Source organism: Stenotrophomonas sp. (assembly GCF_031995405.1).
Classification (GTDB): Bacteria; Pseudomonadota; Gammaproteobacteria; order Xanthomonadales; family Xanthomonadaceae; genus Stenotrophomonas.
Genome location: NZ_DAMAGC010000052.1, coordinates 11,391 through 26,589, shown reverse-complemented (window position 1 = coordinate 26,589; position 15,199 = coordinate 11,391). Strand labels below are relative to the sequence as shown.

Below are 15,199 nucleotides of genomic sequence, written 5' to 3'. Positions count from 1 at the left end.
GGCCCTTGGAGCGGACCACCTTGGCGTGCTGCAGGTTGCCCTGGCACCAGCGACGGTCGCGCACCAGCATGTCGGTGAGGGTGGGCGGGCCTTCTTCGTAGCTGCCTTTCAGGTACGGCACCATGTGCGTGGCCCAGCCACCGCGACGCATCAACGCCGCTTCGACGAAATCGTGGCTGAGCACGTGGCCGCCGAACGGCTGCTTGCCCGGCAGCGCGGGCAGGCCGGCGTTGTCGGCGAAGGCTTCGGTCCGGATGATCGCGTTGTGGCCCCAGTAGTTGCTCTCGGCGCCGTGCCACCAGGCCACGCCACGGCCGATCACCGGCCCGTAGACGCGACCGCCGAACTGCTGCATGCGCGCAAACAGCGTGCGCCCGCCGATCACCGCCGGCAGGGTCTGGATCAGGCCGACGTCGGGGTTGTGCTCCATGCCGGCCACCAGGCGCACGATGGTGTCGCCGGTCATCAGGCTGTCCGCGTCCAGGATCAGCATCTGCGGGTAGCGCGCACCGAAGCGGCGCACCCAGTCGGCGATGTTGCCGGCCTTGCGCCCGGAATTGTCGCCACGACGGCGATAGAACAGCCGCTCATGCCCACCCACCGCATCGCACAGGTCGGCGAAGGCCTGTTCCTCGGCGGCGCCGACGTCGTCGCGACGGGTATCGCTTAGCACGAAGAAATCGAACTGCGCCAGCTGGCCGGTTTCGGCCACCGATTCGTAGATGGCCTGCAGGCCGGCCAGCAGGCGGCGCGGGTCTTCGTTGTAGGTGGGCATCAGCAGGGCGGTGCGGGTGTGCACCACCGGCAGCGGCTGGTCCGGGTCGATGCCCAGCTTGTAGCCGCGGTCGAACACCGCGGTGAGGAAGCCCGCCACCGCCCCGGCAAAGGACAGCGCGATCCACGCAAACAGCGCCACGAACAGCACCAGCAGGCACGCCTCAAGCACGGTGATGCCGTTCATCGCCAGCACCTTCCACATCATCACGGTGGCGGCGATGGTCATCGCCGCGGTGCCGCCCAGGATGTAGAAGCGGCGCAGCGCCATCAACCGCGGTGCGGTGCGCTGGCGCGGCACCTTCAGCCGGCCTTCGCGGAAGGACTGCTCGGGCATCGCCATCGGCGCTTCGGCCGGCAGCGTCGCGCGCCCGGCGTCGACCACGGTCTTGACTGATTGCACACTCATCGGCGGCTATCCTGCGTGAGTGGTGCCATCCCGGGCATGCCCGGTGCGGAGAGGGTCATCCAGATCCCGGTACGCCCAGCGGCGCCCTTGCATCCTACCTGCGCAGGGCCGTGACCGGCACGCAGCTGTTGTGTGTCACTACCGGAACCCACGAACTCTCCAACGGGACTGAGGCGAAAAATGCGGCCCAGCATAGGGGGCCAAATGTAAGCCGCGCGCGAAGGCTGGTCCGTCGATTTCTCCCCATTCAGCAAATCCGCGACGGCGCCGGTTGCGACAGAACGCCGCAGGCCTTGAGCGGCGGGCCTCTGCCCATTCATTTTGTAAACGGTTATCATTCCGTTAACCAGGCAGGCAGGCGATACCGCACTACCCACCCAGACGCGCCGGCAGTCCGCCGTGCGCAGTCCCACCGGTCGGGTTGCCTGCTTTCGTCGTACTGACATCGCCAGTCGCTTCCCGGTCGGGGATCCATCCCCTCCATGGAAGACCCTCATGTCTGTTTTCTGTTCCTCCCCCGCGCGGCCGGTCCGCGCCCCCCTCGCCGTCGCCGTCTGCCTGCTGCTGGCCAGCCCCGGCATCGCCCTGGCCGAGGTCGCCGCCGACCCTGCCGCCAAGGACCTGGATACCGTGGTGGTCACCGCCTCGGGCAACCAGCAGTGGATCAAGGATGCGCCGGCCAGCATCAGCGTGATTACCCGCGAAGACATCGAACGCCAGCCCGTGCATGACCTGGGCACCCTGCTCAGCCGCATTCCCGGCGTCACCGGTGGGCTCAGCGCCGCCGGCGAACAGTCCAAGATCAAGCTGCGCGGCATGCCCTCCAACTACACGCTGATCCTGATCGACGGCAAGCGCGTGGGCAGTTCGGCGTCGACCAACTACCGTCCCGATCTTGGCCGTCAGGACCTCAACTGGATCTCCCCGGACCAGATCGAGCGCATCGAAGTGGTGCGCGGCCCGATGTCCTCGCTGTATGGCTCGGACGCGATGGGCGGGGTGATCAACATCATCACCCGCCGCATCGGTGACACCTGGGGCGGCAGCGCGACGCACAACTACACCTCCCCGCAGGACAGCAAGCGCGGCGATACCCAGCAGATCGGCGCCAACTTCTCCGGCCCGCTCACCGAGAACATCGGCATGCGCCTGGGGGCCAACTACACCCACCGCGCTTCCGACCGCAGCAACGGCGGCGTCTACGGCAATGCCTATGGCGGTGAAAAGGACCGCAACGTCGACGCACTGCTGGACTGGAGGCTGAGCGAGGCGCAGAGCCTGCAGCTGGAGGCCGGCTACGGCGTGCAGCAGGCCTTCGCCAGCACCACGCTGGAAGACGAGGGCGACGGGGCCTGGGGCGCGAGCGAGCTCAAGCGCACCAGCCTGTCGCTGAGCCACAACGGCAACTGGTCCTTCGGCACGTCCAAGGTCACCGGCTACTGGACCGAATTCAAGAACGACATCGGCCCCACCGGGCGTTCGCAGGCCAAGGACATGATCCTGGAAGGCAGCCTGAGCACCCCGTTCACACTGTGGGTGGATCACCAGTTGAGCGTCGGCGGCCAGTGGAAGCGCCAGCAGCTGACCAACACCGACACCATCGGCCAGGCCCCGGTCGATTACGCCGGCAACCCGGTGGCAGGTTCAACGCTGGAAGTGGATACCTGGGCGGTGTTCGTCGAGGACGAACTGAAGCTGCACGAAACGCTTGCCCTCACCCTGGGGGCGCGGCTGGACCACCATGAGCAGTTCGGCAGCCACGTCAGTCCGCGTGCGTACCTGGTCTACCATCCGGCCGAAAGCTGGACCCTGCGCGGCGGCATCTCCAAGGGCTTCCGCGCCCCCAGCCTGACCGAGAACGCCGCCTCGGCCGCGACCGAATCCGGTGGCCGCGGCTGCGGCTCGCTGCGCCCGCTGGGTTACATCAGCGGCAGCTGCTACATGGCCGGCAACCCGAACCTGGACCCGGAAACCAGCACCAACCGCGAGGTCGGCTTCAACTTCGACAACGGCACCGTCGATACCGGCCTGACCTATTTCCATACCGACTTCAAGAACAAGATCGAGTACGAACCCCTCGGCTATTTCAACGGGTACTGGTGGACGCGCATGGACAACGTCGACCGCGCCCGCACCAGCGGCATGGAAGGCAACTTCAACCTGGGCCTGGGTGAGCACTGGCGCTGGCGCACCTCGGCCACCTGGATGAAGGAAGCCAAGAACCTCACCACCGGCGAGAACCTGATCGACACTCCCGAGTTTTCCGGCTATTCGTCGGTGGACTGGAGCCCGGTCGAGGCGTTCTCGGCCACGGTCTCGGCGCAGTACACCGGCAAGCAGGACGGCGTGGCCAGCACGTTCATCAAGGCCTACACGCTATACGACATGACCGCGGCCTGGCACGTCAACGACGCACTGACCGTGCGCGCGGGCGTCAGCAACATCGCCGACAAGAAGTTGTATGCCGAAGGTGCCACCGACTACTTCGTGGCCGGCCGCAGCTACTTCGTGGGGATGACCGCGCGCTTCTGAGGCGAGGCGCTGGCAGCGCGCGGAGCCTGCTCCGCGCGTTGGCCGATCAGGCCGGCGTCGCCGACACGGCGATGTCGGCATCCAGCGGCGGCCGGGTCAGCGCACGCGTACCGAGCTGGGAAAACTGCAGGTGCGCCAGCAGATGCTGGGCCTGGGTAGCCTGCGGGCATGGCGCGATCAGCGGGCCTGCCGGCGGACGCTCAGCGGTGATCACAACACTGGACATGGTCTGGTTATCTCGTTGCATTCCAATTCCCGCGGGGCTCCCTGCCGCGCGGAATGCGCACCCTATAGGAAATTGCGGACAGATGTGTGACGGGTCCTGCACTCCGACAGAAAACCCGCCCGGTGCGACAGAAAACTGGCGGCCATACATAGGCAGCCGCTATCATGTAACCGTTTACAACCTACATAAGACGGATATGGATTCCAACACTACCTCCCAGTTCAGCCCCAAGTGGCAGTTCCGCTTCAACTTCTTCGACACCTACGGCGCGCCGAATACCCCGGCGTTCAAGGCCGCCTACAAGGAGCTGCCGTTCGGCCAGAAGATCAAGGTCAACTTCAACTTCTTCGCCCTGTTCTTCAGCTGGATCTACCTGCTCATCCTGGGCATGTGGCGCAAGGCCCTGACCATCCTGGGCATCACCATCGTGCTGATGATCCTGGTGTCGTTCATGCCCGACGTCGTCGGCCGTGGCGTCGGCATCGCCTGGTCGCTGCTCATCGCGCTCACCACCAACTACTCCTATTACCTGGAGAAGGTGAAGGGCGACACCAGCTGGAACCCCTTTGCGGGCATGCGCTGGTAAGCGCTGCCTTGCGGGATTGATGTTGATCCAGGGCCCGGTCGAAAGACCGGGCCTTTTCGTTCTGCCGCATGGGCCGCGGCGCGACCCTCACCCGTCCTTTCCCCAGCGCCGATCACCCTGCCGGCAACCGCGTCCTGGAGTCCAGCATGTCTACTACGCCGAACAATGATCGCCTCGAACGCGCCGCGCGCTGGCTGGGCCGACAGACCCATGACCTGGACGCCGTCGCCAAACGCGCGATCGGGCGGCGCGTGGTGGTCGATGACCCCAACCGTCGCCTGGCCGAGCAGTCCACCTTCGGCGAGCGGCTGGCCGACAAGGTCGCCAGCTTCGGTGGGTCGTGGCACCTCATCCTGCTGTTCGGTGCCGCCCTGGTGATCTGGGTGGCGCTCAACAGCGAGATCCTGGGCAAGACAGCGTTCGATCCGTATCCCTACATCTTCCTCAATCTCATGCTGTCCATGCTGGCGGCGATCCAGGCACCGGTGATCATGATGAGCCAGAACCGGCAGGCGATGAAGGACCGGCAGATGGCCGCCTACGACTACGAGGTGAACCTCAAGGCCGAGCTGGAAATCATGTCGCTGCATGAAAAAGTGGATGCGGTCAGCCATGACACGCTGCTGCAGATCCTGCAGCAGCAACAGCGCCAGATCGACCTGCTGAGCGAACTGGTGGCGCGCGCGCCGGCGGCCCCGCCCACTGCGTGAGCGACGCGGCATGCCTCGCCGCGATGCCCCATGACGTAGTGGCCATCGCTGCGGCTACGCTGGGTGGCGTGACCTGCAGCGCGCGCAGCACCGTCGCCGAGGTAACGGCCTTTCGGGCAGCGACGCATTGCAGCTGAGCGCCGCCTGGACCTGGCGTGACGAAGGAACCTGCCGCCGCTCCAGCCGACCACCGTGGTCGTGGGCTGGAGCAACGCTGACCGATCAGAACGCCTGCCAGTCGCCCCCGGCCACTGCTTCTGCCGGCACGCGCGCCGCACCCCGGGCCGCCGCGGCAACACGCCGGGGCGGCGCTGGAACGCGAGCGCCCACAGGCCCGGTGACACCGGCAACGGCCTCGATACGGAAGATCGCCACCGCCGTCCCCAGCTGCTGCGCCTGTTCCTCCATCGCACGCGCGGCGGCAGTGGCCTCTTCGACCAGCGCGGCATTCTGCTGGGTGGTTTCGTCCATCTGGGTGATGGTCTGGTTGACCTGCTCGATGCCGGCGGACTGTTCCTTCGAAGCGGCGGAAATCTCGGCCATGATGTCGTTGACCCGACGCACGCCGCTGACGATCTCTTCCATGGTGCGCCCCGCGGTCCGCACCAGCACCGAGCCCTGGGTCACCTGGTCCACCGAGTCGTCGATCAGCGTCTTGATCTCCTTGGCGGCACCGGCCGAGCGCTGCGCCAGCGCGCGCACTTCCGAGGCGACCACGGCGAAACCGCGGCCCTGCTCACCCGCGCGAGCCGCTTCCACCGCGGCGTTCAAGGCCAGGATGTTGGTCTGGAAGGCGATGCCATCGATGACCGAGATGATCTCGGCGATGCGCTTGGACGAGGACTCGATGCCGGCCATGGTGGTGACCACCTGACCCACCACCTGCCCACCCTGCGACGCCACCTCGGCGGCGTTGGCGGCCAGCTGGTTGGCCTGCACGGCGTGGTCGGCGTTCTGCCGCACGGTGGAGGTCAGTTCCTCCATCGATGCCGCGGTTTCTTCCAGGCTGGCGGCCTGCTGTTCGGTGCGACGCGACAGGTCGCTGTTGCCCGAGGCGATCTCGCCGGCGGCCAGGTTGATGCTGTCGGTGGCCTGCTGGATGCGGCCGACGATGTCGGTCAGCTGGGTGACCGTGGTATCGGCATCGTCGCGCATCCGCGCGAACACGCCATGGAACTCACCCTGCATGCGCGCAGTGAGGTCGCCGGCGGCGATCGCGCGCAGCAGTGCGGAAATCTGCTGCAGGTTGTCGTCGCTGACCTGCATCATGGTGTTGAGGTTCTCGACCATCCCGCGGAAGTCGTGGTCGAAGCGCACCACGTCGCCCCGCTGGGTGAAGTCGCCCAGCGCGGCCGCGCTGGCCAGGTCGCGGATCTGGGTATTGATCGCGCGCAGGTTGGCCTTGGTGGTATCCATCGCGTCGGTGAAGCGGGCCTGCTCGCCCGGCAGGCGGTCCATGTCCTGGGACAGATCGCCGACCGCGTAGCGCTGCATCACCTCGACCAGGCGACGGGTCACGGCGATGTTCGCCCCGACCAGCTGGTTGGTGTCGTCCACCATGCGCCCGTACGCGCCGGGGAAGGCCTGCGCGTCCATCCGATAACTCAGCTCGCCGGCGTCGTGGCGCTGGGCCATGTCGGCCTGCGCGGCCATCACCGCCTGCAGCTGGCTGCGCATGCGCTGCATCGACTCCAGCAGTCGGCCCACTTCGTCATTGCGCGGCGGCGGCAGCGCCGTGTCCAGGCGGCCTTCGGCCACGTCCACGGACAACCGCACGGCATCGGCCAGCGGGCGGATCGCCTGGCGACGCAGCAGCACGTACACGCTGGCACTGAGCACCAGCGCCGCGCCCAGGCCCACCGCCAGGATGATCCACAGCAGCGCGCGCGCCTGCGCGGTGATCAGGTCGTGCGGCACGATCACGCCCAGTGCGAAGCGTTCCTGGCTGTTGCCGATGCGCAGCGGCACATACGCCTTGACGTCACCGGCGGCGTCCACGTTGAAGTCCTGGAACGGCTTGTCCGCCCCGACGGCGGCCAGGATGCTGCGGGTGGCCGGGTCATCGCGGCGCTTGCCGATTTCACGGGCGTCCTTGGCGGCCAGCACGATGCCACCGGGCGAAATCAGCTCGACGCGGCCCTCGCCCATCGGGCGCAGCGCGGCCAGCCGTTCCTGCAGCGCGGCCAGCCCGAAATCGACGGTGACCGCGCCAAGGAATTCGCCCTTGTCCAGCACCGGGGTGGACAGCGTGGTCATCAGCACCGGCTTGCCGGCAATTTCATAGCGGTACGGCTCGGCCACGGTCTGCCGCTTGAGCGCGCGCGGCCGCAGGTACCAGTCGCCATCGCCGGGCACGTCGTAGCCCTTGAGCGCGTCCTGCACCGGGGTGCCGTCCTGCCAGGACCAGTAGCTCATGAAGCGGCCGCTGGCGTCGTGCGCCGGCGCATCGACGAACTCGCTGTCCTTGCCATCGAAGGCCTGCGGCTCCCACAGCGTGCCCAGCCCCACCCATTCCGGGTGCGAGCGCAGCTGCTGCTGCAGCACGTCCGAGGCCGTTGCGCGCGTCAGCGTACCGGCAGTGTGCTGCACCACCAGGCTGTCGGCCAGCGCCTGGCTGGTGGAGAACGCGGCGGCCAGTTCCGCACCGACCCGGCGCGATTCGGCGTCGGCTTGGCTCTGCATGGTCTGCCGCGATGCATCGATCAGCGCCTGGCTGGCTTCGCGGTAACTGATGGCCGCGGTGACGCCGAAGCAGAGCATGGCGATCAGCGCGGTACCCAGCATCAGCCGGTTGGCGATGCTGCCGGGACGCGGGGAAGGTGAGCGGGACGCGGGCATGGGGGCGGTTCCGGAAAGGAGTACAGATCAGCCGACGCCCTTGGGCGCCAGCTACGGCTTCACGCAGTCCATTGCGGTCCTGGTCGGGGCGGTGCGACTCACGCCCGATCAGTACCCCGATCAGATATACCGGGGCATTGAGCTGGATAACGGCGCCCGCGCGCCGATGTTGAGGATCGCTTCCTGACCCTGTTCAGTGTTCGCCGGGCCGCGACGCGTCTTCGCCACCGCGCCGCCCCAGCCGTTCGACCAGGGTCTGGCTGGCCGCGTTGAGCCCGCGCACCTCCACCTGCGCGCCATGCGCGCGCAACCGGCCCACCACCCGCTCCAGCGCGGCCACCGCGCTGAGGTCCCAGAAGTGTGCGTCGGCCAGGTCGATCACCACCCGCGCCGGCACCTGCTGCAGGTCGAAACTGGCCGCGAACTGCCCGGCCGAGGCAAAGAACACCTGCCCGCTGACGCGGTAGACGCCGGTGCCGTCGGCTTCGACGGCATGCTCCACCTGCAGCATCCGTCCGACCTTGCGCGCGAAGAACAGCGCCGACAACAGCACCCCGGTCAGCACGCCCTTGGCCAGGTCGTGGGTGGCCACGGTTACCGCCACCGTGGCGAGCATCACCATCGACGAACTCTTCGGGTGCTGGCGCAGCTCCTGGAACGAACGCCAATGGAAGGTGCCGATGCTCACCATGATCATCACCGCCACCAGCGCGGCCATCGGGATCTGCCGCACCCATGCGGCCCCATACACCACCAGCAACAGCAGCAGCACCCCGGCCACCAGGCACGACAGCCGGCCACGCCCGCCGGAGGAGACGTTGATCACCGACTGGCCGATCATCGCGCAGCCGCCCATGCCACCGAACAGGCCGGCGGTGATGTTGGCCAGGCCCTGCCCGGCGCACTCGCGGTTGCGCTGGCTGGGCGTATCGGTCATGTCCTCGACGATCTGCGCGGTCATCATCGATTCCAGCAGACCCACCACCGCCAGCGTCGCCGACACCGGCAGCAGCAGGCGCAGGGTGTCCCAGGTCAACGGTACGTCCGGGAACAGGAACACCGGCAGGCTGTCGGGCAGTGCGCCCATATCGCCCACCGTGCGCACCTCCCAGTGCAGGCCGATGGACAGCGCGGTGAGCACCACGATCGCCACCAGCGGCGAGGGCACCGCGCGGGTCACCCGTGGCAGCAGGTAGATGATGGCCAACCCGGCGGCACACACTGCCCAGACGTGCCAGGAGCGCCCGATCAGCTCGGGCATCTGTGCCAGGAAAATCAGGATCGCCAACGCGTTGACGAAGCCGGTGATCACCGAGCGCGACACGAAGCGCATCAGCGCCCCCAGCTTCAGCGCCCCGGCGAGCAGCTGCAATCCGCCGGCCAGGATCGTCGCCGCCAGCAGGTACTGCAGGCCATGCTCCTTGACCAGGTCGACCATCACCAGCGCCATCGCCCCGGTTGCCGCCGAGATCATGCCCGGGCGCCCGCCGGCGATGGCGGTCACCACCGCGATGCAGAACGAAGCGTACAGCCCGACTTTGGGGTCGACCCCGGCGATGATCGAAAACGCGATCGCTTCGGGAATCAGGGCCAGCGCGACCACCGTGCCCGACAGCAGGTCACCGCGGATATTGCCGAGCCATTGCTGGCGCAGCGGATAGGAAACGGACATGTGAAAAGCTCCGCGCACCGGCGATGCGCACGGCGCGTTGTGTGATGAGGACAAGGCACTCCTGGACCCGGCCGTGGCACGGGCGCGTGGTCAACGCGGTATCAGGGTGGCGTCATCACAACAATCCAGCAGGGGCGGCGAAAGCGGCGCGCAGGATAGCGCAGGCACCTGCCCGGCTCAACGCGCGGCGGCCTCAGCGCGCGAACCGCTTGGCCCCGGCAACGCAGGTCACCGCACACAGCGTCACCAGCAGCATCATCGCGCTGACCTGCTCGTGCAGCAGCAATGCGGCCAGCCCCAGGCCGAAGAAGGGCTGCAGCAACTGCAGCTGACCGACCGCGGCGATACCGCCCTGTGCCAGCCCGCGGTACCAGAACATGAAACCGACCAGCATGCTGAACACCGAAACGTACCCCAACCCCAGCCAGGCCGGGTTGCCGACGTCGGCCAAGGTGGCCGGCCAGCGCAGCCACAGCAGCGGCAGCATCAACGGCAGGGACAACACCAACGCCCAGCTGATCACCTGCCAGCCGCCCAGCGTGCGCGACAGCCGCGCGCCTTCGGCATAGCCCAGGCCGCACACCAGCACCGCGGCCAGCATCAGCAGGTCGCCCTGCAGCGAGGCCTGCCCGGCGCCAAGCAGCGCATAGCCCACCACCGACGCGCTGCCCAGCAGTGAGAAGCCCCAGAACGCCGGACGCAGGCGCTCGCCACCACGCAGCACGCCGAACAGCGCCGTGCTCAGCGGCAGCAGGCCCAGGAACACGATCGAATGCGCCGACGAAACATGTTGCAGCGCCAACGCGGTCAACAGCGGAAACCCGACCACCACGCCCAGCGCCACCACCAGCAACCCGGCCACGTCCGCGCGCGAGGGGCGTCGCTGGCGCAGCACCAGCAGCATCGCCAACCCCAGCAGCGCGGCAATGCTGGCGCGTGCAGCGGTCAGGAAGGTCGGATCGAGGTCGGCGACCGCCGCGCGCGTGGCCGGCAACGAGCCGGCGAAAATCAGCACGCCGATGAATCCGTTGAGCCAGCCGCGCGTCGTGGTGTCCATGCTGAAATCCTTGAAAGTGGCGGCCAGTGGATCACGCGGCCGGTGGCATGGCCCAGACACAGTCCAGTACACTTGGACCGAACTGTTATGCCTACACACACCGTACGGAACCGCTGCGCATGCGCCTGACCCCCACCCGCATCGACGTCGTCATGGCCACCGTGCGCGACCGCATCAGCGCCCGCAGCTACGTGCCGGGCATGCGCCTGCCCTCGGTCCGTGCACAAGCCAAGGCGATGCAGGTATCGGTCTCCACCGTGGTGGAAGCCTATGCGCGCCTGACCGCCGAAGGCCTGATCAGCGCGCGGCCCGGCGCCGGCTTCCACGTGTGCGGCCCGGTGGCGCCGCTGGCGCTGGCCGGGATCGATCCGCCACGCGACCGCCAGGTCGATCCGCTGTGGTTGGCACGGCAATCGCTGGAGCCCGACGCCAGCCTGCTCAAACCCGGCTGCGGCTGGCTGCCCGAGGACTGGATGTACGTCGAAGGCATCCGCCGCGGCCTGCGCAGCGCGGCGCGCGCACCGGCATCGGCACTGGCCGACTACGCCACGCCGCTCGGCCTGCCGCCACTGCGCCAGCTGCTGGCGCGGCGCCTGGCCGGGCATGGGGTGGAGGTGGCGCCGGAGCAGATCATGCTGACCGAGTCCGGCTCGCACGCCGTCGACCTGATCTGTCGCTTCTTGCTGCAGCCCGGCGACACGGTGCTGGTCGACGATCCCTGCTACTTCAACTTCCTTGCGCTGCTCAAGGCGCATCGCGTGCAGGTGGTGGGCATCCCCTACACCCCGAACGGACCGGACGTCGAGGCCTTCGGCGCCGCACTCCAGGCGCACGCACCGCGTCTGTACATCACCAATTCCGGCATCCAGAACCCGACCGGCGCGGTGCTCTCGCCGGTCACCGCGCACCAGCTGCTCAAGCGTGCCGACAACAGCGACCTGGTCATCGTCGAGGATGACCTGTTCGCCGATTTCGAGCACAGCCCCGCACCGCGACTGGCCGCCTTCGACGGTCTGTCGCGGGTGATCCAGGTCGGCAGTTTCTCCAAGACGCTGTCGGCCTCGGTGCGCTGCGGCTATATCGCCGCCCGCCCCGACTGGATCGACAGCCTGGCCGACCTGAAAATCGCCACCAGTTTCGGCGGCGGTCGCCTTGCTGCGGACATCCTGCTGACCGCGCTCACCGACAGCGGCTACCGTCGCCATGTGGAGACCGTGCGCACACGGCTGGCGACAGCGCGGGATGCCACGCTGGCGCGGTTGGCCACGCTTGGCATCACGCCATGGGTGGTACCGCAGGCCGGCATGCTGCTGTGGTGCCGCCTGCCTGATGGCCTGGACGCGGCGACCATCGCCCGTCGCTGCCTGGCCGACGGCGTGGTGCTGGCGCCGGGCAATGCATTCAGCCCCTCGCTCAACGCCGCCGGGTTCCTGCGCTTCAATGCCGCCCAGGCGCAGGACCGTCGCGTGTTCGATGTGCTGGCACGTGCCATGCGCGGGTGATGCGCCTGTGGATCGAGGCGATGCATGACGACCCCCGCTACCCCGCAACCGGCCTCCTGGCTCCGGATGGGTACAGCCTGGAGTTCGTGCACACGCCGTGGCAGCAGGCGGCGCGCTGAGTGGCGTTGATGTGCATTGAGTCGCGCTATTTAGCGCTATTCAGCGCTATTTACCACTGCCATGCCCAAGTGCAGCCTTCTCCGCATCGGTCAACGCGCGGTGCCCGTAGCTCAGCACCCGCGTCATCTGCCACTGGCCATCCTTCAACTGCCACACCATGACGAACTTGGCGCTGCCTTCGCAGGCACCGCTGGCCAGCTCGCAGAAGCGGTGCTCGCCTTCCTCGATCGCGCCAAAGTCCTTGATCGGATACACCTTGAGCGTACCGGGGACCAACTCCCGCCGTACCTTGTTGCAGATGTATTTCCGCGTATTGGCCACCACCGTGGCACGGTCGAAGGTAGCCCCGCCGTTGTCGTGGTAGAACTCCACCGTCGGCGAGAAGTAGCTACCGAACGCATCCAGATCGCAACGGTTGTAAGCGTCGAACACCTTCTGGTCGAGCGCGGTGATCGTACGGGACAGGTCTGCCGCGGCGATCTCGGCGTTGGCCGGTTCGGCCCAGGCGGCGTCGGTGCCGATGGCCAGGAGCAGCAGGATGCGGGCGGATTGGAGCGGCTTCATGGCAGTTCCCTGTTCATCGAGAGGTGGCGGCGCTACGGACGGCGGACCTTGCAGGCCAGCTGGCCAGAACCTCGCCGTGGCCGCCACTTTTCCCATGCGGCGGCACGACCTTCAAGTGCCCAAAGCCCCCTCCATCACCCCCGATGCATCGACCTGCCCCCAACTGTGCCATGCTCCGCGCAATCACCACGGAGACACCGCAATGGCCAAGGGCATGGACAGCAAGAAAGAGCAGAAGAAGAAACCCGCCAAGACCGCCAAGGAAAAGAAGGCGGAGAAGAACGAAAAGAAGACCACTAAAGGATTTGCACCGACCTGAGCCTCTCCAGGCGCGGCCATCGGCGCGCGCCGCCCGGTAGAGCCGACCGTGGGTCGGCTCGGCCACTTAGCGTCGCTGCCCACCGGCCGACGCAGCGCTTCCGGGAACGAACGCCCACCCCGCGCCCTGCAGGGTGGGCGTTGCCGCCATCGCGCCGTCGGTCGCGTTCGCCGGCCTGCTGTGTGCAGTGATGCCACAGGTATCGGCCGTATGCCGACAGCCGCAGCGGCGATGCACGCGCACGGCCATTCCACACCCGTCGCACACGTACGCGTGGCACTCGATGGCAAAATGGCGGGCTATCCCCGCGTTGCGGGGCGCCATGCACGGGATTGGCTGTGACGGAAGAAAAGAGCAGGTACGGGTGGATCAAGCCGCTGATGCTGATCATCTTCTTTGCCATGCTGTTCGGCATTCCCAACAGTTCGCCGTGGTTCGGGCTGGTCTTCGTGTACATGATGGCCGCGGCGCTGTTCGTGGTCGGTAGCGCGATCTGGATAGCGCTGCGTGACCGCGGCGCCGTCGCCGACCTCAGCCGCACGCCGGCCACCCGTGCGCTGCATCCCCGCGAAGTCGAGGCGCTCGTCTGGTTCGGCCAGCCAGAACGCATCGTCTGGCGAATGCCGCGCGGGAACGTCATCGACCTGGCACGGGCAGCCCACACTGCGGGCACCCGCCCGGTGGTACGCACGGTCCGCGGACCGTACCGCTCGATGGTGCGTGCCCGGCATCACGACCGCCACGACTACATCGGGCAGGTCGAAGTACTCATGCTCCCGGGTGCCGACGGCTGCCTGCGCCAGGACAACGAGGCCGAGGTCCTGCTGTGCGGCAATTTCGCCGTGGTGCTCGCGTTGAACGATACCTGGCGTATCGACCAGGCGCGTTCGTTGTTGCGTTGAACTGCGTGCACGTCATGCCGATGCGTGCGTTGCCGGCACGGCTCCGCCGTGGACGTGGCGGAAGAAGGCCTTCCGCTGCAGGTATATGGCGCTGTAGACGAGGCGCCGCTCGAGCAGCAGTCCCAAGCCGGAAGCTGGTTGGCTATTGATCTCCTTCCGGCCTGAAGTAGTGAGCCTCCTCGAATTCCCAGGCTTCTTCTTCCTCGCCTCGCTCCAGCAAGCCGTATACGTCGGGCACAGCAGTGAAAACCGGGACATCTATCGAATAGAGGCGCCTGTCAGCCAATCCCGAGCCTTCGTAGCTGCAGCCGAGTGCCGCCATCGCCGGCCAGCGTTGAAGAAAGAACGGGTGCTCTTCACCCGCCCGCAAACGGACGCGATAGGTGGAATGCCCGCCTCTCTCCAGGATCTCGCAGAAGACCAGCCCTCGGGGCCCCATATCCACCGCGGAAAACACATCCCCGTAGCTAATGTTGTATGCATAAAGCGGAGAGTTGTCCAAGGCAAACAGACCATCACCTCTCTCTTTCGCGTGCATCACCTCGACCTTGTCGCCACCTACATCGAATTCCACGCGAACCAATTTATCGATCATCGCCTCCTCGCCCATTCATCAGGATTTCCTGCACCTTCTCGCGATTTCACGTTCGACAAGCATCGCTTTCTGGACCATTGTTCCGCCCCAGATTTTTGATCAATGTGACCACTCTCTCTGGTGCTTGGCAAACCTGCAGCGCTTTTTCGTTGACTTCCCCAAATACGTGCAGGGAACGCTCTCTTTGCTCGACCTGACAAGCAGACGACTTCCGGCACGGCCAGACCATGGCGGTGATTTTCCTATGCTCGGGACTGGCCCTGCAGCTTGTCATCTCCGCCGAAGGGGCGCAGCTGGAAACAAGGATCCACAAAGGCGTGCACGACGGCGCCGTGCGCGGGCCGGATGACCCGGACGCCCTCGTGGTACAGATGTACACGCTGCACGAAGGCG

At 66.9% G+C, this 15,199-nt stretch carries 13 protein-coding genes; 6 read left to right on the top strand and 7 right to left on the bottom strand.

Features of this window, described 5'->3' with window-relative positions:
• Positions 1–1,183 (bottom strand): glucans biosynthesis glucosyltransferase MdoH (gene mdoH / locus RTO53_RS11030; RefSeq protein ID WP_312237833.1); only part of this gene is annotated, 1,183 nt, incomplete at its 3' end.
• A gap of 495 nt (positions 1,184–1,678) precedes the next feature.
• Here mdoH and RTO53_RS11025 point away from each other — a divergent pair.
• Positions 1,679–3,715, top strand: a complete 2,037-nt coding sequence (locus tag RTO53_RS11025; RefSeq protein WP_312237832.1) for a TonB-dependent receptor — start codon at positions 1,679–1,681, stop codon at positions 3,713–3,715.
• A 46-nt stretch (positions 3,716–3,761) separates the two neighbouring features.
• Here the strand turns inward: RTO53_RS11025 and RTO53_RS11020 are convergent, their stop codons facing one another.
• Entirely contained in the window at positions 3,762–3,941 is a 180-nt protein-coding gene (locus tag RTO53_RS11020) for a hypothetical protein (RefSeq protein WP_312237831.1), read from the bottom strand.
• A gap of 196 nt (positions 3,942–4,137) precedes the next feature.
• On the opposite strand from RTO53_RS11020, the gene RTO53_RS11015 reads away from it, so the two are divergent.
• Both RTO53_RS11015 and RTO53_RS11010 read left to right on the top strand, forming a co-directional pair.
• A complete protein-coding gene (locus tag RTO53_RS11015) occupies positions 4,138–4,527 on the top strand; it encodes a DUF2628 domain-containing protein (protein WP_312237830.1) in 390 nt (129 codons plus the stop codon).
• A gap of 146 nt (positions 4,528–4,673) precedes the next feature.
• On the top strand, positions 4,674–5,237 hold the full coding sequence (locus RTO53_RS11010) for a DUF1003 domain-containing protein (protein ID WP_312237829.1): 564 nt from the start codon (positions 4,674–4,676) through the stop codon (positions 5,235–5,237).
• 222 nt (positions 5,238–5,459) lie between these two features.
• Here RTO53_RS11010 and RTO53_RS11005 read toward each other — a convergent pair whose 3' ends face one another.
• The 3 genes from RTO53_RS11005 to RTO53_RS10995 all read right to left on the bottom strand — a co-directional run bounded on the left by RTO53_RS11005 (position 5,460) and on the right by RTO53_RS10995 (position 10,804).
• Entirely contained in the window at positions 5,460–8,075 is a 2,616-nt protein-coding gene (locus RTO53_RS11005) for a methyl-accepting chemotaxis protein (protein ID WP_312237828.1), read from the bottom strand.
• Positions 8,076–8,268: 193 nt separating this feature from the next.
• The gene (locus RTO53_RS11000) at positions 8,269–9,747 is read right to left on the bottom strand and encodes a SulP family inorganic anion transporter (protein ID WP_312237827.1); all 1,479 of its coding nucleotides are present in this window, start codon (positions 9,745–9,747) and stop codon (positions 8,269–8,271) included.
• Positions 9,748–9,940: 193 nt separating this feature from the next.
• Positions 9,941–10,804, bottom strand: coding sequence for a DMT family transporter (locus RTO53_RS10995; RefSeq protein ID WP_312237826.1), 864 nt, complete (start codon positions 10,802–10,804; stop codon positions 9,941–9,943).
• A 119-nt stretch (positions 10,805–10,923) separates the two neighbouring features.
• Here RTO53_RS10995 and RTO53_RS10990 point away from each other — a divergent pair, with 119 nt between their 5' ends.
• Positions 10,924–12,306: a PLP-dependent aminotransferase family protein gene (locus RTO53_RS10990; RefSeq protein WP_312237825.1), complete on the top strand. Its 1,383-nt coding sequence runs from the start codon at positions 10,924–10,926 to the stop codon at positions 12,304–12,306.
• Between the two features lie 165 nt (positions 12,307–12,471).
• Here RTO53_RS10990 and RTO53_RS10985 read toward each other — a convergent pair whose 3' ends face one another.
• A complete protein-coding gene (locus tag RTO53_RS10985) occupies positions 12,472–12,990 on the bottom strand; it encodes a nuclear transport factor 2 family protein (protein WP_312237824.1) in 519 nt (172 codons plus the stop codon).
• Between the two features lie 76 nt (positions 12,991–13,066).
• Here RTO53_RS10985 and RTO53_RS10980 point away from each other — a divergent pair, with 76 nt between their 5' ends.
• Together RTO53_RS10980 and RTO53_RS10975 are read left to right on the top strand one after the other, a co-directional pair.
• A complete protein-coding gene (locus tag RTO53_RS10980; RefSeq protein WP_312237823.1) occupies positions 13,067–13,309 on the top strand; it encodes a hypothetical protein in 243 nt (80 codons plus the stop codon).
• Positions 13,310–13,689: 380 nt separating this feature from the next.
• A complete protein-coding gene (locus RTO53_RS10975; protein WP_312237822.1) occupies positions 13,690–14,211 on the top strand; it encodes a hypothetical protein in 522 nt (173 codons plus the stop codon).
• 142 nt (positions 14,212–14,353) lie between these two features.
• On the opposite strand, the gene RTO53_RS10970 is transcribed toward RTO53_RS10975, so the two are convergent.
• Positions 14,354–14,821, bottom strand: a complete 468-nt coding sequence (locus tag RTO53_RS10970) for a DUF4265 domain-containing protein (protein WP_312237821.1) — start codon at positions 14,819–14,821, stop codon at positions 14,354–14,356.
• Positions 14,822–15,199: the final 378 nt, after the last annotated feature.